The sequence below is a fragment of the uncultured Flavonifractor sp. genome (assembly GCF_944385615.1).
In the GTDB taxonomy this organism is placed as follows: Bacteria; Bacillota; Clostridia; order Oscillospirales; family Oscillospiraceae; genus Flavonifractor.
Genome location: NZ_CALWXV010000015.1, coordinates 21,152 through 39,234, shown reverse-complemented (window position 1 = coordinate 39,234; position 18,083 = coordinate 21,152). Strand labels below are relative to the sequence as shown.

General features: G+C 61.9%; 19 protein-coding genes. 16 read left to right on the top strand and 3 right to left on the bottom strand.

Translation table 11 applies throughout. The features are described 5' to 3' along the window. Nucleotides 1-868: 868 nt before the first annotated feature. Complete coding sequence (locus Q0J75_RS05915) at nt 869-1,249, bottom strand: DUF4363 family protein (protein WP_297198087.1); 381 nt, start codon at nt 1,247-1,249, stop codon at nt 869-871. Next, complete coding sequence (locus tag Q0J75_RS05910; protein ID WP_297198084.1) at nt 1,246-1,926, bottom strand: DUF421 domain-containing protein; 681 nt, start codon at nt 1,924-1,926, stop codon at nt 1,246-1,248. The genes Q0J75_RS05915 and Q0J75_RS05910 overlap by 4 nt, the downstream gene beginning before the upstream one ends. A gap of 92 nt (nt 1,927-2,018) precedes the next feature. Here Q0J75_RS05910 and Q0J75_RS05905 point away from each other — a divergent pair, with 92 nt between their 5' ends. From Q0J75_RS05905 to Q0J75_RS05830, 16 genes are all read left to right on the top strand, one after another. Further along, entirely contained in the window at nt 2,019-2,849 is an 831-nt protein-coding gene (locus tag Q0J75_RS05905) for a metallophosphoesterase (RefSeq protein WP_297198081.1), read from the top strand. A 176-nt stretch (nt 2,850-3,025) separates the two neighbouring features. After that, nucleotides 3,026-4,120, top strand: a complete 1,095-nt coding sequence (locus Q0J75_RS05900) for a carbamoyl phosphate synthase small subunit (protein ID WP_363315711.1) — start codon at nt 3,026-3,028, stop codon at nt 4,118-4,120. Further along, nucleotides 4,120-7,416 (top strand): carbamoyl-phosphate synthase large subunit, encoded by a 3,297-nt coding sequence (gene carB, locus Q0J75_RS05895; RefSeq protein ID WP_297198075.1) that lies wholly within the window; start codon nt 4,120-4,122, stop codon nt 7,414-7,416. Before Q0J75_RS05900 ends, carB begins: the two co-directional genes overlap by 1 nt. Before the next feature lie 118 nt (nt 7,417-7,534). Further along, a complete protein-coding gene (locus Q0J75_RS05890; protein ID WP_297198073.1) occupies nt 7,535-7,774 on the top strand; it encodes a hypothetical protein in 240 nt (79 codons plus the stop codon). Nucleotides 7,775-8,019: 245 nt separating this feature from the next. Next, entirely contained in the window at nt 8,020-8,250 is a 231-nt protein-coding gene (gene acpP, locus Q0J75_RS05885) for an acyl carrier protein (RefSeq protein WP_297198070.1), read from the top strand. A 56-nt stretch (nt 8,251-8,306) separates the two neighbouring features. After that, nucleotides 8,307-8,732 carry an acetyl-CoA carboxylase biotin carboxyl carrier protein gene (gene accB / locus Q0J75_RS05880; protein ID WP_297198066.1) on the top strand — a complete coding sequence of 142 codons (426 nt, stop codon included), beginning with the start codon at nt 8,307-8,309 and terminating at the stop codon, nt 8,730-8,732. Between the two features lie 4 nt (nt 8,733-8,736). Beyond that, entirely contained in the window at nt 8,737-10,122 is a 1,386-nt protein-coding gene (accC, locus tag Q0J75_RS05875; protein WP_297198063.1) for an acetyl-CoA carboxylase biotin carboxylase subunit, read from the top strand. Further along, entirely contained in the window at nt 10,119-10,985 is an 867-nt protein-coding gene (accD, locus tag Q0J75_RS05870) for an acetyl-CoA carboxylase, carboxyltransferase subunit beta (protein WP_297198060.1), read from the top strand. The genes accC and accD overlap by 4 nt, the downstream gene beginning before the upstream one ends. Further along, nucleotides 10,975-11,796, top strand: a complete 822-nt coding sequence (locus Q0J75_RS05865) for an acetyl-CoA carboxylase carboxyltransferase subunit alpha (RefSeq protein ID WP_297198057.1) — start codon at nt 10,975-10,977, stop codon at nt 11,794-11,796. The genes accD and Q0J75_RS05865 overlap by 11 nt, the downstream gene beginning before the upstream one ends. Then, entirely contained in the window at nt 11,793-12,743 is a 951-nt protein-coding gene (locus Q0J75_RS05860) for a beta-ketoacyl-ACP synthase III (protein WP_297198054.1), read from the top strand. The genes Q0J75_RS05865 and Q0J75_RS05860 overlap by 4 nt, the downstream gene beginning before the upstream one ends. 13 nt (nt 12,744-12,756) lie before the next feature. Continuing rightward, nucleotides 12,757-13,683, top strand: a complete 927-nt coding sequence (locus Q0J75_RS05855; RefSeq protein ID WP_297198050.1) for a DUF561 domain-containing protein — start codon at nt 12,757-12,759, stop codon at nt 13,681-13,683. Beyond that, nucleotides 13,680-14,606 carry an ACP S-malonyltransferase gene (fabD, locus tag Q0J75_RS05850; RefSeq protein ID WP_297198047.1) on the top strand — a complete coding sequence of 309 codons (927 nt, stop codon included), beginning with the start codon at nt 13,680-13,682 and terminating at the stop codon, nt 14,604-14,606. The genes Q0J75_RS05855 and fabD overlap by 4 nt, the downstream gene beginning before the upstream one ends. A gap of 4 nt (nt 14,607-14,610) precedes the next feature. Further along, nucleotides 14,611-15,354, top strand: coding sequence for a 3-oxoacyl-[acyl-carrier-protein] reductase (gene fabG, locus Q0J75_RS05845; protein ID WP_297198044.1), 744 nt, complete (start codon nt 14,611-14,613; stop codon nt 15,352-15,354). A gap of 177 nt (nt 15,355-15,531) precedes the next feature. Beyond that, nucleotides 15,532-16,773 (top strand): beta-ketoacyl-ACP synthase II, encoded by a 1,242-nt coding sequence (gene fabF / locus Q0J75_RS05840; RefSeq protein ID WP_297198041.1) that lies wholly within the window; start codon nt 15,532-15,534, stop codon nt 16,771-16,773. Nucleotides 16,774-16,779: 6 nt separating this feature from the next. Then, nucleotides 16,780-17,214, top strand: coding sequence for a 3-hydroxyacyl-ACP dehydratase FabZ (gene fabZ / locus Q0J75_RS05835; protein WP_297198125.1), 435 nt, complete (start codon nt 16,780-16,782; stop codon nt 17,212-17,214). A 66-nt stretch (nt 17,215-17,280) separates the two neighbouring features. Continuing rightward, nucleotides 17,281-17,733 (top strand): MarR family winged helix-turn-helix transcriptional regulator, encoded by a 453-nt coding sequence (locus Q0J75_RS05830; protein WP_297198038.1) that lies wholly within the window; start codon nt 17,281-17,283, stop codon nt 17,731-17,733. A gap of 146 nt (nt 17,734-17,879) precedes the next feature. Here the strand turns inward: Q0J75_RS05830 and Q0J75_RS05825 are convergent, their stop codons facing one another. Next, on the bottom strand, nt 17,880-18,083 hold the full coding sequence (locus Q0J75_RS05825; protein ID WP_297198035.1) for a PTS ascorbate transporter subunit IIC: 204 nt from the start codon (nt 18,081-18,083) through the stop codon (nt 17,880-17,882).

The following is an 18,083-nucleotide window of genomic DNA, read 5'->3' as shown; positions in this document are numbered from 1 at the left end:
TTTTTCCTGTTTGCTCAACAAAAGCATCATATTTAAGTTGTTATGATAATGTAGGACAAATATGCTCCATACTTATAAAGGGCTTTTACGATATTCCATTTTACCGCACAATGTAGATTGCCGCAACAGCAAGTTTGTAGATTGCCGCAACAGCAAGTTTGTAGATGGGATGACGTATTTATAAAAATACGATTGAGTGCGGCAATTACTTGTAGAAACTCGTTGACTATGTAGCTGTTGCACTATGGCACAGCGAAAATATTCCAGAAGAACACAAGCCAAACTCCCTATGGGCATGAAACGGATGCCAGGCGGAGGTAAAATGGGTAACAGTCGATATCATACTTTTTCCTTGTAGAACATCAAGCAATGAGATGGATGATGTAATACAGACAAAATGATTTTTTGATGTTTCTGGTGTAAAATGACTGCATATACCAGGCGGTTTTCTATTGCGGACTGGGAGGAGGTGTGCTATACTCAGGTCAGACTTACTTCCAAACACTCTGACCTAATCCCCTGAAAAACGGCGGCTTGTCCGCCAAGTTTGACCCCAAGCATGAGCGAGAGTGCGTTGGAAAAACTCCGACGCACCCTCGCTTTTTTCATCCCCTGATGCCGCAGAGCTGTTTTCAGAATTGATGCTGATTTTGGCTCGGTTTCGGCGCTGTTCAGCCGTAATGGAGCAAGATTGTTTCAATTTCTGCTTCACGGCCAATACATGGCCCCGGGGGATGGTGGGGGTCATAGGGGGAGGAAGGGGGTGTGGATGGAAGTGACAAAATATTGGGACGAACGACGAAAATAAAATGGAAGGGAACAATGATGCAGGGGGCGCTCCTGGAGCGCCCCCTTTCCTCACAATATATTACAGTACATTTTTCAATGTCAGCTGCTCCGCTTCGCTGAGCAAGCTGATCTGGGTCATCAGTCGGGCATTGGCGGCGGCATATTCTCCATATTCCTGACTGGACAGCAAGGCCAGCACCTCCTGAAACCCGGCGTAGATCTGGTCGGTATCGGCGTGGCGCAGCAGCACATGGAGATAGACGTCCCGTTCCCGCCAGGTCTGGAGGGACTGCTCCGTTATGGAAAACGCTTGCTCCCACTGGTCATCCCGGGCCAGCGTTTGGGCCTGCTCCAATGCATCGGCGAGGGCTCCGGTAAAGCCCTGGAGCGAATAGGTGTGGGCCAGGGTCCCGCCCAGAATGGCCCCCATCAGGGCCAGCGCGATCCACAACCGCTTCACCGGGCAGCCTCCTTTTCAATCAGACAGACCTGGTTTGTCTCATCCACTGTCATAAGAAACACATCCTCCACCCGATCCACCTTGTGGGCTTTCAGCTGTTTTTCCAGCCACCCGTCGTTGAGGCCCCGGCGGTCCAGGCTGCGGCGAATGAGCCGCCCGTCGTTGATGAGCACCACCGGCAGCCCCGGCTCAGGCAGATGCAGATTCAGATCCTGAGCGGTGGGGGGCTGCTGGGCGGCAAAGGGGAGAACAGACAGTTGGCCGTTGGTCTCCAAGATAGCGTACTTGACGGTAGACAGGTCGGTGACCCCCTTCATCCGCAGTTCCTCCATCAGCTCGTCCAGAGTGAAGCGGTTTTTCCTCATCTCCCCTTGGCGGAGCTTGCCGTTTTCCACGATGATGCTGGGGCGGCCGCAGAGGATGGCCCGGAACTTGACGCTCTTCATGGTGAGCACCGACAGGGCCATGGTAAGGCACAGCAGGGTGAGAATGGGGATCAGTCCGGTGAGCAAAGGGATGCCGAAATCCTGCATGGGTACCGCCGCCAGGTCGGCGATGAGCAGGGCCAGCACCAGCTCAGAGGGCTCCAGCTCCCCCACCTGCCGCTTACCCATCAGCCGGATACCGGCAATGATGAAGACATAGAGTATAATGGTACGAAAAAACGCGATGACCATGGGCGACCTCCTGAAAAGAAACAGGCTTTATGGTTCAGTATGACCGGGCGAGGCGGCATTATGCGGCAAAGCCGGAAAGAAAGGAGTCATGGGTGAAAAAACGGGCCCGAAAGTGGATGATCGCCGGCGGAATCGCCGCGGGCCTGCTGTTGGTGGCTGGGCTGGACGCCCGGCTGACAATACAGCATTATACGGTGGAGAGTGAAAAGGTGGAGCAGGCGGTACGCCTGGCAGTGCTCACCGACCTGCACTCCTGCAAATACGGTCAAAACCAGCAGGACCTGCTGGACGCAGTGGCGGACCAGGACCCGGATCTGGTGCTTTTATGCGGGGATATTGTGGATGACGAGCTTTGGAAAGAGGAGTGGCGGGCCCTGCTCACGGTGAAAAAGCTGGCGGAACAGTGCCCGGTATACTACGCCTCAGGCAACCATGAATACCGCACCGGACGGCTGGAGGAGATCAAAGAGCTGCTGCGGGCCTGCGGGGCCGTGGTGCTGGATGGCTACAGCGTCTGCGCGGCGGCGGGGGAACAGATGGTCCAGATCGGCGGAGTGGACGATCCAAAGGTGGGAGAACAGCGCTGGGAGGAACAGCTGGCCACCGCCAGCGGGGATCTGGACGGGAAGCATTTTTCCATCTTGCTGACCCACCGGCCTGAGCGGGTGGACGACTACGCCGGCAGCGGCTTTGATCTGGTGCTGGCAGGCCACGCCCACGGAGGCCAGTGGCGTTTGCCCGGCCTCATCAACGGCCTGTTGGCTCCCAACCAGGGATTCTTTCCCCAATATGCCGGGGGACAGTATGCCCTGGGGCAAACCACCCTCATCGTCAGCCGGGGCCTGGCCCGGGAGAGCACCCGCATCCCCCGTATCTTTAACCGGCCGGAGCTGGTGATTGTGGACGTGGAACCACCAAAATAATTATGAGGTAATCTATCATTTTTTGAGACATCCGGGGCGCATTGACTGTGAAAAACGGCAGATGCGCCCCGGCTTTTTGTCCAAAATTACAATTTTGTAAAATGTGTGGGAAAGGGAGTTGCCGGGCAGGGCGAATTAGGGTACAATCGAACAAATACCATGGAAAGAAAGGCGTGATGCAGGAGATGAAGGCGACCTTGATTCTGGAGAACGGCGCTGTGTTCCAGGGCGTCAGCATTGGTTCTCCGGCGGACCGGGTATGTGAGATGGTATTCAACACCTCCATGACCGGCTATCAGGAGATCCTGACCGACCCCTCCTACGCGGGACAGGGGATCGTGATGAGCTATCCCCTCATTGGCAACTATGGCGTGAACCATGAGGACAACGAGTCCGCCCGGCCCTGGGCCGAGGCGTTTATTGTGCGGCACCTGGCCAAGCGGGGGAGCAATTTCCGCTGTGAGGGGGAGCTGGACGCCTATCTGAAGCAGTATGATATCACCGGGATCGAGGGCGTGGACACCCGGGCGCTGACCAGAATACTCCGCAGTCAGGGGACCATGAACGGCATGATCACCTGTGCGGAGCATTTTCATGTTGAGGAGTGCCTGGAGCGCATCAAGACCTACCGGGTGGAGGGCACCGTGGAGAAGGTGACCCGGAAGGAGCCTCAGCTCTATCCCGCTCTGGGGGAGCAGCGGCTGCGGGTGGCCCTGATGGACTACGGCGTAAAGGAGAATATGATCCGCTGCCTCCAGAAGCGGGGCTGCCAGGTCATGGTCTACCCCGCCCACACCCCGGCGGAGACCATCCTGTCCGGCGGCTATGACGGCGTCATGCTGTCCAACGGCCCCGGTGACCCGGCGGATAATGTGGAGATCATTCAGGAAGTGAAAAAGCTGTACGACTCCGACCTGCCCCTCTTCGCCGTCTGCCTGGGCCACCAGCTGCTGGCCCTGGCCACCGGTGCTCAGACCCGGAAGATGCGCTTCGGCCACCGGGGAGGCAACCACCCGGTGAAGGACCTGGCCGCTGGCCGGGCCTTCATCACCAGCCAGAATCACGGCTATGTGGTCACCGCCGAGAGCGTGGACCCGGCGGTGGCGGAGGTCTCCCACATCAACGTCAACGAGGGCAGCGTGGAGGGGCTCAAGTACAAGCGGCCCAACTGCTTCACCGTTCAGTTCCACCCGGAGGCCTCTCCCGGCCCCATGGACACGGAATATCTCTTTGACCGCTTTGTGGACAGCATGAAGGGAGGCAACCGGTAATGCCCAAGAATCCGAATATCAAAAAGGTGCTGGTGCTGGGCTCCGGCCCCATCGTCATCGGCCAGGCCGCCGAGTTTGACTACGCCGGTACCCAGGCCTGCCGGGCCCTGAAGGAAGAGGGCGTGGAGGTGGTGCTGGTCAACTCCAACCCCGCCACCATTATGACCGACAAAGATATTGCCGACCATGTGTACATCGAGCCGCTGAACATCGCCAGCGTGGAGCAGGTCATTCAGAAGGAGCGGCCTGACTCCATCCTGCCCACTCTGGGGGGACAGACCGGTCTGAACCTGGCCATGAACCTCCACGAGCAGGGTATTTTGCAGCAGTACGGCGTGAAACTGCTGGGCACCAGCCCTGAGTCCATCCGCAAGGCGGAGGACCGCCAGGGTTTCAAGGACGCCATGGAGGCCATTGGTCAGCCCTGCGTCACCTCCGACGTGGTGGAGGGCGTGGAGGACGCCGTGGCCTTTGCCGGGTCTATCGGCTATCCCGTCATCGTCCGCCCCGCCTACACCCTGGGCGGCACCGGCGGCGGCATTGCCTACGACGAACTCTCCCTGCGGGAGATCGCCGACCGGGGCATCCACCTCTCCCGGGTGGGCCAGGTCCTGATCGAGCGGTGTATCTCCGGCTGGAAAGAGATCGAGTTTGAGGTCATGCGGGACGGAGCGGGCAACGTGATCCAGATCTGCTCCATGGAGAATGTGGACCCGGTGGGCGTTCACACCGGCGACTCCATCGTGGTGGCCCCCACCCAGACCCTGGCCAACAAGGAGTTCCAGATGCTCCGCAAGGCCTCCCTGGATATCATCTCCGCTCTGGAGATCGAGGGCGGGTGCAACGTGCAGCTGGCCCTCAACCCCGATTCCTTTGAGTACGCCGTCATTGAGGTCAACCCCCGGGTGAGCCGGTCCTCCGCTCTGGCCTCCAAGGCCACCGGCTACCCCATCGCCAAGGTGGCCGCCAAGATCGCCTTGGGCTACACCCTGGACGAGATCCCCAACGCCGTCACCGGCAAGACCACCGCCTGCTTTGAGCCCACCCTGGACTACTGCGTGCTCAAGATCCCCCGTCTGCCCTTTGACAAATTTACCACCGCCAGCCGCACCCTGGGCACCCAGATGAAGGCCACCGGCGAGGTCATGGCCATCGGCAACTCCTTTGAGGGGGCGCTGATGAAGGCCATCCGCTCTCTGGAGCTGCCGGTCAAGTCCCTGCGTCTGCCCGGCCTGGATGAGCTGTACACCGAGGAGATCGAGGAGCGGCTGGTGAACATTGACGACCAGCGGCTCTTTGTGGTGGCCGAGGCTCTGCGCCGCGGCTTCTCCCCCGAAAAGATCAACAAGATCACCAAGTACGACCTGTGGTTCCTGGACCGTCTCCAGAATATCGTGGACATGGAGGACAAGCTGGACCATGGCCATCTGGATGGGGACACCCTGCGGCAGGCCAAGGAGATGGGCTTCTCCGACGCCTGGATCGCCGCTCTGTCCGGTAAGGAGCGGGCGGAGATCAAGGCCCTGCGGGAGGACTACGGCATCAAGCCCGCCTTCAAGATGGTAGATACCTGTGCCGCCGAGTTTGAGGCCCAGACCCCCTATTACTATTCCACCTATGATACGGAGAACGAGGCCGCCGAGGAGCTCCACCTGCCCCAGGTAGGCGAGCTGGCCCCCCATATCCCGGAGGCGCCCTATCTGGCGGCCGCCACCGCCGAGCCCCACCGCAAAGCACCGGCAGAGCCTCGGAAAAAGGTGCTGGTGCTGGGCTCCGGTCCCATCCGCATCGGTCAGGGCATCGAGTTTGACTACTGCTCGGTCCACTCCGTCTGGGCCTTCAAGCGCCTGGGGTATGAGACCATTATCATCAACAACAACCCCGAGACCGTGTCCACCGACTTTGACGTGGCCGACAAGCTGTACTTCGAGCCTTTGACTGCCGAGGACGTGGAGGCCGTGGTGGAGCTGGAAAAGCCCTGGGGCGCCGTGGTCCAGTTCGGCGGTCAGACCGCCATCAAGCTGGCCCAGGCCCTGACCAATATGGGCGTGCCCATCCTGGGCACCTCCGCCGACGGCGTGGACGCCGCCGAGGACCGGGAGCGCTTTGACGAGATCCTGAACCAGTGCGGCATCCCCCGGGCCGCCGGTAAGACGGTGTTCACCACCGAGCAGGCGCTGGCCGCCGCCCATGAGGTGGGCTATCCCGTACTGGTGCGCCCCTCCTATGTGCTGGGGGGCCAGGGTATGGAGATCGCCTACAACGACCGCAACATCACCGAGTTCATGCGCATCATCAACCAGGTGGAGCAGGAGCACCCCATTCTGGTGGACAAGTACCTGATGGGCCGGGAGGTGGAAGTAGACGGCGTGTTCGACGGGGAGGATCTGCTCATCCCCGGTATTATGGAGCACATCGAGCGGGCCGGCGTCCACTCCGGCGACTCTATTTCCGTCTATCCTCCCATCCATATCGAGGATAAGCATAAGGAGACCATCTACCGCTACACCTATGACCTGTCCAAGGCTCTGGGGGTGGTGGGCCTGGTGAACATCCAGTTCGTCATCTACGACGATACCGTGTATGTCATCGAGGTCAACCCCCGTTCCTCCCGCACCATCCCCTATATCTCCAAGGTCACCGGGGTGCCCATCATCGACCTGGCCACCAAGGTCATGCTGGGCCAGAAGCTGAAGGACCTGGGCTACGGTACCGGCATCTACAAGGAGGCCGACTATTACGCCGTGAAAATGCCGGTATTCTCCTTTGAGAAACTCACCGACGTGGACACCGGCCTTGGCCCCGAGATGAAGTCCACCGGCGAATGTCTGGGTCTGGCCGAATCCTTCCCCCAGGCTCTGCTGAAGGCCTTCAAGGGCGCCAACATGAAGGCCCCCAAAAAGGGCGGGCGTATCATCGTTACCGTCAAGGACGAGGACAAGGGAGAGCTGCTGGGCATCGCTCAGGGCTTTGCCGACATGGGCATTGAGATTCTGGCCACCAGCGGCACCTGCGACGCCCTCAACGCCGCCGGCATCCCCGCCCGGAAGGTGGCCCGTGTCTCCGAGGCCCACCCCAACATTCTGGACATGATCGCCTCGGGCACCGTGGACCTGGTCATCAACACCCCCACCCGGGGCCGCCGCCACGACACCGACGGCTTCAAGATCCGCCGCTCCACCGTGGAGCACTCTGTGGCCTGCATCACCGCCATCGACACCGCCCGGGCCATGCTCACCGTCCGCACCCAGGGCCGCTCCTCCGACCTGCGGCCCATCGATATCACCAAGATTTGATGCCAACGGGAACTTTCCCATCAGTGCCCGCCACCCCCACGAACCTCTCCCCCACCCCCTGCGTATACTAGGACTGTGAGGGGCAAACGCCCGTCACGAATTCGATTGGGGGTATTTCATGATGTGTTGCTGCAATAACCGGAACCGCTGCCGCTGCTGCGGATGCTGCGGCTCCTCTGAGAACAACGGGAACAACGCCGGTTCCCTGCTCTCCAACCTCTCCCTCTCCTTTGAGTCTGGGAACGGTACCGGTCTGCCGGTTTATCTCACCATCCCCGCTTTCCTGTGGGGCAACAACCAGGAGGAGGACGACGACTCCTCCTGCGGCTGTGGCTGCAACTGCGGCTGCTGGCGCTGAGTCCCGCACCGCCCCATCCGGGGCGGTTACTTACCCCCAATCTCCCCTGCGGCAGGGCCGCAGGGGATTTTTTGTCCAAATCCGGCGAATCCTCTCCCTGTGGAAAATTATCCCCGGCAGTTTCTGAAAAAAGCCTTGACAAATCTGTAACGCCTGCTAAAATATGCTTAAATTATTTTATTTAAAAATTTTTAAGTAAAATGATTTAACTAAAATTTTTGAATTATTTTGTGAGGAGCATTACCATGGATTTCGAGAAGATCAAGGACATCATCGTGGAGACCCTGAGCTGCGACGCCGATAAAGTGACTCCCGAGGCCCGCCTGGCTGAGGACCTGGAGGCTGACTCCCTGGCCGCTGTGGAGCTGTCCATGGCTCTGGAGGAGGCCTTTGGCGTGACCATCGCCGACGAGGACCTGCCCAACATGAAGACCGTGGCCGACCTGGTGAAGTACATCGAGGATCACGCTGAGTAAGACGACGAAAATAGGCATCGGTGCAAACCGGTGCCTTTTTTCCGAAAGGAGCCGCTATGACCAATCAAGAGATTTTTGAGCTGATGACCCGCTTTGACCAGAGCGGCATCACCTCCTTCAAACTGAACACCAAAGAGTTCACCCTGGAGCTGGGCAAGGGCGGCGCCGCGATCCCTGTCCCCGCCGCGCCTGCGGCCGCTCCCGCCCCTGCCGCTGCGCCTGCCCCGGCGGCTCAGCCTGAGGGCCCCTGCATCACCGCCCCCCTGGTGGGCACCTTCTACGCCGCCTCCGCCCCCGACGCCGAGCCCTTTGTAAAGGTGGGCGACCATGTGAAAAAAGGACAGACCGTCTGTCTGATGGAGGCCATGAAGATGATGAACGAGGTCCACGCCCCCTGCGACTGCACCATTGAGGCCATTCTCCAGGAGGACGGGGCCCTGGTGTCCTTTGGGGACCCCCTCATTCGCTACCGGGAAGGGTGAGCTCATGTTCAAGCGTATTTTGATCGCCAACCGGGGAGAGATCGCCGTCCGGGTGTTCCGGGCCTGCCGAGAACTGGACATTGAGCCAGTTGTGGTCTACTCCCAGGCCGATGACCAGGCCCTCCACGTCCAACTGGCGGAGCGGGCCTACTGCATCGGCCCCGCCCGCTCGGCGGACAGCTACTTAAATGTCAACGCGCTGCTCACCGTGGCCCAGGCCGCCGGATGCGACGCCGTTCACCCCGGCTACGGCTTTCTGTCGGAAAACGCCGACTTTGCCGACGCCTGCGCTCAGGCGGGCATCGCCTTTATCGGCCCCTCCGGTGATGTGATCCGGGCCATGGGCAACAAGGCCGCCGCCCGCAAGCTGATGATGTCCGCCGGGGTGCCTGTTGTGCCCGGCTCCGACGGAGCGGTGGACACCGCCGAGGAGGCCAAGGCCCTGGCCGATTCCATCGGCTACCCCGTTCTTATCAAGGCGGCCGCCGGCGGCGGCGGCCGTGGTATGCGCCGGGTGTTTGAGCCCGATCAGCTCATTCCCCTCTTTGAGGAGGCCCGCAGCGAGTCGGTGGCCTGCTTCGGCAGCAGGGAGATGTACCTTGAGAAGCTGATTCTGAATCCCCGGCACATTGAGTTTCAGATCCTGGCCGACCGGCACGGCAATGTGATCCAGCTGGGGGACCGGGACTGTTCCATCCAGCGGCGCAACCAGAAGCTGCTGGAGGAGTCCCCCTCCAAGGCCCTCACCCCCCAACTGCGGGAAAAGATGGGCGCCGCCGCCGTGGCCGCCGCCAAGGCCGCCCACTATGAGAACGCTGGCACCATCGAGTTTGTGCTGGACCAGGAGGGCAACTTCTACTTCATTGAGATGAACACCCGAATCCAGGTGGAGCACCCGGTCACCGAACTGGTCACCGGAATGGACTTGGTGCGGGAGCAGATCCGCATTGCCGCCGGTCTGCCGCTGTCTCACACCCAGGAGGAGATCCAGCTCCGAGGCCACGCCATCGAGTGCCGCATCAACGCCGAGGACCCGGCCAACGACTTCCGGCCCTGTCCGGGCAAGATCAACTTTGTCCACCTCCCCGGCGGCTGCGGCGTGCGGGTGGACACCGGCCTGTACACCGGCTACACCCTGCCCCCTTACTACGACTCCCTGATGGCCAAGCTCATCGTCCACGCCCCCACCCGCCTGGAGGCCATCCGCCGGATGCGCCGGGCGCTGGAGGAGCTTATCATTGAGGGCCCCGCCAACAACACGGATCTGCTCCACCAGATCATGCACCACCCGGATTTCATCCGGGGCAACTATACCACCGGCTTCCTGGAGGCCAACATGGACACCCTGCTGGCCTGGAGCCGCAGCGGAGAGGAGGAAGCTAAGGCATGAGCAACGTCTTTTCCCAACGCCGTCAGAAGCTCCTCTCCCTGAAGGCCCTCCGTGGGGCCTCTCCCGCCCCCGCCCACACCGAGGAGACCTGCCCCGCCTGCGGCGGCACGGTACGCCGCCGGGATGTGGTTCTGGCCCGGTATGTCTGCCCCCTGTGCGGCCATCACTACCCCATCGGGGCCTACTACCGGCTGAGCCTGGTACTGGACAAGGGCACCTTCCGGGAGCTGGATGCCGCTCTCTCCTCCAACGATCCCCTGTCCTTCCCCGGCTATGCCGCCAAGCTGGAGGGCGCCCGCCGCCGCACCGGCATGAACGAAGGCGTGGTCACCGCCACCGGCCGGATCGGCGGTCAGAAGGTGGCGGTAGGGGCGCTGGACGGCCGGTTCTTTATGGGCAGCATGAGCGCTGCCCTGGGAGAAAAGGTCACCCGGCTGGTGGAGTACGCCGAAAAATATAAGCTCCCGCTCATTCTCTTCTCCGCCAGCGGCGGGGCCCGGATGCAGGAGGGTATTCTGTCTCTGATGCAGATGGCCAAGACCTCCGCCGCCCTGGAGCGGTTCTCCCAGAAGGGTGGGCTCTATATCTCGGTGCTCACCCACCCCACCACCGGCGGCGTCACCGCCAGCTTTGCCAGCCTGGGAGATATCATGCTGGCCGAGCCGGGGGCGCTCATCGGCTTTGCCGGGCCCCGGGTCATCGAGCAAACCATCGGGGAAAAGCTGCCCGAGGGCTTCCAGAGCGCCGAATATCTGCTGGAGCATGGATTTCTGGACGCCATCGTCCCCCGTGCCCAGATGCGGGACACCTTGATCCAGCTGCTGAAACTCCATGGAAAAGGAGGGAGCGACCGTGGCAAATAATCTCACCCCCGCCCAGCGGGTGGCGCTGGCCCGCCATCAGGACCGGCCGGGCACCGCGGATTTTATCGCCGCCCTCTTCACCGACTTCTTTGAACAGCGGGGCGACCGCCTGTGTGCCGACGACGGCAGCATTTTAGGGGGTATCGCCCTGTTCCACGGCCAGCCGGTCACCGTCATCGGCCACCGGAAGGGCCGTACCCTGGAGGAACACCTGGCCTATCACTTCGGTATGCCCTCCCCGGAGGGCTACCGCAAAGCCCAGCGGCTGATGGAGCAGGCCGAAAAGTTTGGCCGCCCCATCATCACCTTCATCGACACCCCCGGCGCATATCCCGGCCTGGAAGCCGAGGCCAGAGGACAGGGAGAGGCCATTGCCCGCACCCTGGCCCTCTCCTCTGCCCTCACCGTCCCGGTGATCTCGGTGGTCACCGGCGAGGGGGGCAGCGGCGGCGCACTGGCTCTGGGCGTGGGCAATAAAGTTCTTATGCTGGAAAACGCCGTCTATTCCGTCCTCTCTCCCGAGGGTTTTGCCGCCATCCTGTGGAAGGACGCCTCCCGCAGCGACGAGGCCTGCGATGTGATGAAGCTCACCGCCGCCGACCTGATGGAGCTGGGAGTGGTGGACGCCATCATCCCCGAGCCCACCGGGGGAGCCCACACCGACCTGGCCGCCGTGTGCAGGACGCTGGACGCGGTGCTGGTCCATGAGCTGGCCGCCCTCAACAAGCAGAGCGGGCAGGCCCTGGCGACGGGCCGCTATAAAAAATTCCGCCTCATGGGCAGCAAAGCCCTGAGAAAGGAGCGTCCATGAACGGAATTAAACTATTGAGCACCGGCTCCGCCCTGCCCCGGCAGGCGGTGACCAATGACGACATGGCCAAACGGGTGGACACCAGCGACGAGTGGATTGCCACCCGCACCGGCATCCGCAGCCGCTACCACTGCACCGGGGACGAGACCCACACCGGCCTGTGCCTGTCCGCCGCCAAGCAGGCCCTGGAGCGCTCCGGCCTGACTGCCGACCAGATCGGGGTCTGCGTTGTGGCCACCCTGTCCCAGGACTACCTGACCCCCGCCGCCGCCTGTCTGCTTCAGCGGGACCTGGGCTTTTCTGAGGATACCGTGTGCTTTGATCTGAACGCCGCCTGCTCCGGCTTTGTGTACGCCCTCCACACAGTGGAGTGCCTGCTGGCCGCCGCCAAGCGAAAATATGGCTTGGTGGTGGGCGTGGAGGCTTTGAGCCGCATCACTGACTTCACCGACCGGTCCACCTGCGTTCTCTTCGGGGACGGGGCCGGGGCTGCTGTGGTGGAGTGGCGGGAAGACTACCCCTCCCTCCATGCGGTACTGGGCTGCCGGGGCAATCAGGAAGCCCTCTATGTGCCTGGCGCCAACGCCCCCGCCCCCTCCTACATCCACATGGACGGCAAGGCGGTGTTCCGTTTTGCTGTGGAGGCCCTCCCCCGCTGTGCCAAAGCGGTGGTGGAACAGGCAGGGATGACCCTGGACCAGGTGGACCGCTTTGTCTTTCACCAGGCCAACCAGCGGATTATCGACTTTGCGGTGAAAAAGCTGGGAGTGGACCCGGACAAGTGTACCGGCAACATCGCCCGTACCGGCAACACCTCCGCCGCCAGCGTGCCCCTGCTGCTGGATGAGCTGGTGACCGGCGGAGTGCTCACCTCCGGCCAGAAGGCCCTGTGCGTGGGCTTCGGCGGAGGCCTGACCTGGGCCGGGGCCCTGCTGGAACTGGCATAAAAAGGAGTTTACTATGAAATTGAATGAACTGCTGGGGGTTGAATTCCCCATTATTCAGGGCGGCATGGCCAACGTGGCCACCGGCACCTTTGCCGCCGCTGTTTCCAACGCCGGTGCCCTGGGCCTGATCGGTTCCGGCGGAATGGACGCCGACTCTCTCCGCAAGGAGATCCAGACCGCCCGGGCCGCTACCGATAAGCCCTTCGGCGTCAACCTGATGCTGATGAATCCCCACATCGAGGATTTGGCCAAAGTGGTGGTGGAAGAGGAGGTCCAGGTGGTGACCACCGGCGCGGGCAATCCGGGCAAGTATGTCCCTACCTGGAAGGAGGCCGGCATCAAGGTGTTCCCCGTGGTGGCCGCCCCCATCCTGGCCAAGCGGCTGGAGCGGTACGGCATTGACGGCGTCATCGCCGAGGGCACCGAGAGCGGCGGCCATGTGGGTGAAATGACCACCATGGCCCTGGTGCCTCAGGTAGTGGACGCGGTGAGCGTGCCCGTCATCGCTGCCGGCGGTATCGCCGACGGCCGTCAGATGGCCGCCGCCTTTGCTCTGGGGGCCTGCGGCGTCCAGGTGGGCACCTGCCTGCTAGCCAGCGCCGAGTGCCCCATCCACGATAACTACAAGCAGGCGGTCATTAAGGCCGGGGCCAACGATACCACCGTCACCGGCCGCACCGGCGGGGCCCCGGTCCGGGTGCTCAAGAACAAGATGGCCCGGGAGTACCTGCGGATGGAGAAGCAGAACCTGCCCCTAGAGGAGATGGAAAAGCTCACCCTGGGCTCTCTCCGCCGGGCGGTATTCGATGGCGATGTGGACACCGGCAGCTTTATGGCCGGTCAGGTGGCCGGTATGGTGAAAGAGGTCCGGCCTCTCCGCGCCATCTTTGAAGATCTGATGAACGGTTGCCAGACCGTTGTGAAAGGACTGACGGTATGAGCCTTGCATTTTTGTACGCCGGACAGGGCAGCCAGCACCCCGGCATGGGGACAGACCTCTATGAGACTTACCCCGTGTTCAAAGAGGTGCTGGACAGCGCCCAGGTGGACTTTGATCTGAAAACGGTGTCCTTCACCGACCCCGACGGGGTGCTTAACCAGACCGAGTACACTCAGCCCTGCATGGTGGCCTTTGCCGCCGGTATGACCGCCATCCTGTATCAGATGGGCATCCGGCCCGCCTACGCCGCTGGGCTGAGCCTGGGCGAGTATTCCGCCCTTCAGGCCGCCGGGGTGTTCACCCCCGCTCAGGCCATCTCTCTGGCCGCTTTTCGGGGTAAAGCGATGGCCTCCGCCTGTGCCGGTATGGCCTGCGGCATGACCGCCGTGCTGGGCCTGGACCGGGAAAAGCTCCATCAAGCCTGCACCCAAGCCGCTGAGCTGGGCGTGGTGGAGATCGCCAACTATAACTGTCCCGGCCAGCTGGTCATCGCCGGACAAAAGGAGGCGGTGGATAAGGCCTCCGCCCTGGCCAAGGAGCTGGGGGCCAAGCGGTGCCTGCCCCTGAAGGTCAGCGGCCCCTTCCACACCTCCCTGCTCCACCCCGCCGGGGACGCTCTGCGGGAGAAGTTCCAGGAGGTCACCTTCGGCCCCATGGCCTTCCCGGTGCTCTTTAACTGCCTGGGCCATGAGATGGGCCCTGACGACACCATCCCCGGCCTGCTGGAAAAACAGGTCCAGTCCTCGGTCTATATGGAGGACACCATCCGCCGCTTGGAGGCGCTTGGGGTGGACACCATTGTGGAGATTGGGCCGGGCAAGGCCCTCAGCGGTTTTGTGAAAAAGACCGCCCCTTCCATCAAGACGTACGCCGTGGAGACCTGCGCCGATGTGGTGGCCCTCTCCGCCGCGCTGAAAGGATAACCGTATGAGCATGACTGGAAAGACCGCTGTCGTCACCGGCGGCAGCCGCGGCATCGGCAAGGCCATCTGTCTGGAGCTGGCCCGCCGGGGTGCCAACGTGGTATTCTCCTACGCGGGCAACACCGCCGCCGCTGAGGAGACCCTGGCCGCCCTCAAAGAGCTGGGGGTGGAGGCCCGTGCCGTCCAGGGCAGCGTGGCCGACCCCGCCGCTGTCAAGACCCTCATCGATACCGCCGTCAAGGAATTGGGCGGTATTCACATTCTGGTAAATAACGCCGGTATCACCCGGGACAACCTGGCCATGATGCTCAAGGAGGAAGACTTCGACGCGGTCATCGAGACCAACCTGAAGGGCACCTTCCTGTGCATGAAGGCCGCCGCCCGGCCCATGATGAAAGCCAAGTACGGCCGTATCATCAATTTGAGCTCGGTGGTGGCTCTGCGGGGTAACCCCGGCCAGATCAACTACTGCGCCAGCAAGGCCGGAGTCATCGGCATGACCAAATCCCTGGCCAAGGAGCTGGGCAGCCGGGGCGTCACCGTCAACGCGGTAGCCCCCGGATACATCGACACTGACATGACCGCCGCCCTGCCTGAGGCCGCCCGGGAGGCCATGCTGGGTTCCATCCCCGCCGGCCGGGCCGGCACGCCGGAGGATGTGGCCGCCGCTGTGGCCTTCCTGGCCTCGGAGGAGGCTGGCTATATCACCGGACAGGTTTTGAGCGTTGACGGAGGCATGGGTATGTGAACAGAAGCGCGGAGGCGCCCGGGAGCAGGGCAACAGAGAAACGCGCAGACTGAAAAACAGGCTGGGCAATGCCCAGCGGCATTTTCGGCGGAGCGTTGAGCAGTTGCCCGTCGCGTAGGGCGCGCAGCGTGACAGCAGGTTAACCGCCTGTCTATATTAGGAGGAACAAGATCAACTATGGAAAAACGCAGAGTAGTCATTACCGGCATGGGGACTGTCAACCCCCTGGGCCACAATGTGGCCGATACCTGGCAGGCCGTTAAGGATGGGGTGTGCGGCATCGCTCCCATCACCCAGTATGACGCCGCGCCCCAGAAGGTCCATCTGGCCGCCGAGGTAAAGGACTGGGACCCCGCCTCCGTGCTGGACAAGAAGGACATCCGCCACATGGCCCGCTACTCCCAGCTGGCCGTGGCCTCCGCCAAGGAGGCGGTGGCCGACAGCGGCCTGGACCTGGAACAGGTGGACCGCACCCGCTGCGGCGTCATCGTCTCCAGCGGCGTGGGCGGCATTGCCGGTACCGAGAAGGAGCAGATGCGCTGCTCCGAAAAGGGCTTTGACCGGGCTTCCCCCTTCTACATCCCCTCCACCATCGCCAACATGGGGGCCGGTCTGATTGCCATCGCCTTTGGCTTTCAGGGTATGTGTACCTGTCCCGTCACCGCCTGCGCCGGCGGCTCCAACGCGGTGGGCGACGCGTTCCGCCACATCCGGGACGGCTACGCCGAGGTGATGCTGTGCGGCGGCGCCGAGGCCTCCGTCACCCCCCTGTCCATCGGCGGCTTTACCTCCATGCGGGCCCTGCACGTGGGAGACGACCCCACCCGGGCCTCCATCCCCTTCGACGCCCAGCGCTCCGGCTTCGTGCTGGGCGAGGGGGCCGGTATCCTGATGCTGGAGGAGTATGAGCACGCCATGGCCCGCGGGGCCAAGGTGTACGCTGAGGTGGTGGGCTATGGCGCCACCTGCGACGCTTACCACATGACCGCCCCCGCTCCCAACGGAGAGGGCGGCGCCCGGGCCATGGCCCAGGCTTTGGCCGACGGCGGGGTGGCCCCCGAGCAGGTGGGCTACATCAATGCCCACGGCACCTCCACCCCCCTGAACGACTCCGGCGAGACCACCGCCATCAAGACGGTGTTTGGCGATCACGCCTACAAGATGGCCGTCAGCTCTACCAAGTCCATGACCGGCCACATGCTGGGGGCCGCCGGAGCGGTGGAGGCCATCTTCTCCGCCCTCACCCTGAAGGATGGCTTCCTGCCCGCCACCATCCACTATCAGGTGCCCGACCCGGCCTGCGATCTGGACTATGTGCCCAACCAGGGCCGGGAGGCTCAGGTGGAATACGTACTGTCCAACTCCCTGGGCTTCGGCGGTCACAACGCCTGCGTTCTATTCAAAAAGTGGGAGGGTTAAGCCATGATGCAGTATAATTCCAATCAGATTGCGGAGATCATCCCCCACCGCTACCCCTTTGCCCTGGTGGACCGCATTGTGGACGGCGAGGAGGGCAAGTGGGCCAAGGGCATCAAGTGTGTCACCGTCAACGAGCCCTTCTTCCAGGGCCACTTCCCTCAGTACCACGTCATGCCCGGCGTGCTCATTCTGGAGGCTCTGGCCCAGGTGGGCGCGGTGGCTCTGCTGTCCATGCCGGAGAATAAGGGCAAGATCGCCTTCTTCGGCGGCATCAAGAACGCCCGGTTCCGCCGTCAGGTTACCCCCGGCGACGTGCTGGAGCTGGAGTGTACCCTCATCAAGCAGAAGGGCCCGGTGGGGATCGGCGAGGCCAAGGCCACCGTCAACGGACAGGTGGCCGCCACAGCCGAACTCACCTTCGCCCTGGGTAAGGATTCCTGATTGCTCTTTCCTCCGCTTTTTGTTATAATATGTTTCATCATTCAACTGTTTTGCGGAGGCCTGGGTATGCTGGAAGATAAATTTGAAACAGTGTATACGAAATTCAAACTTCACTTTTACCAGGAGATCTTTGAGCGCTTTCAGAACCGGGAGGCCAGCCTCACCACCGTGGAGACCTTCGCCATGGAGGCCATCCAGGCCCTGGGCTCCCCCACCGTCAATGAGTTTGCCTCCTTCATGCGCATTTCTCCTCCCAACGCAGCCTATAAGATCAACAGCCTGATCCGCAAGGGCTATGTTCAGAAAATCCAGTCGGAACACGACAAGCGGGAGTACCACTTGCAGGTGACCGAGAAGTACAAAGAGTACTACAACGTCAGCAGTGACTACGTCCATGTGGTCACCGAGCGGATGCGCCAGCGGTTCACCCCCGCTGAGTGCGCCAAGCTGGAGGAAATGCTCTCCATCATCAGCAAAGAGCTGATGCCGGAGGTCAGCCTGGGCTCTACCGAGGGATAAAGCTGCCGAAAAAGCGGTAAAGCCACTTTTTCGAGTGGGATACAGTCTGCCGCGCCTGCAAGCGCGAACGCTGCGAGGCTTTTTGTGAAGAAACTCGCTCCACCAACCAAAAAGGACGTGCTGTGAATCGCAGCACGTCCTTTTTGTCACTTGATATCCAATTCCGGGGGCACGTCGATCTGGTCGGATACATATTTGCCGTTCTTTTTCCGCTGGCGGACACACTCGGTAAGCAGATATTCGATCTGCCCGTTTACCGAGCGGAAATCATCCTCCGCCCAGGCGGCAATCGCTTCATACAGCTTAGGGGACAGGCGCAGAGGCACCTGCTTCTTGCCATCGGCCGCCAT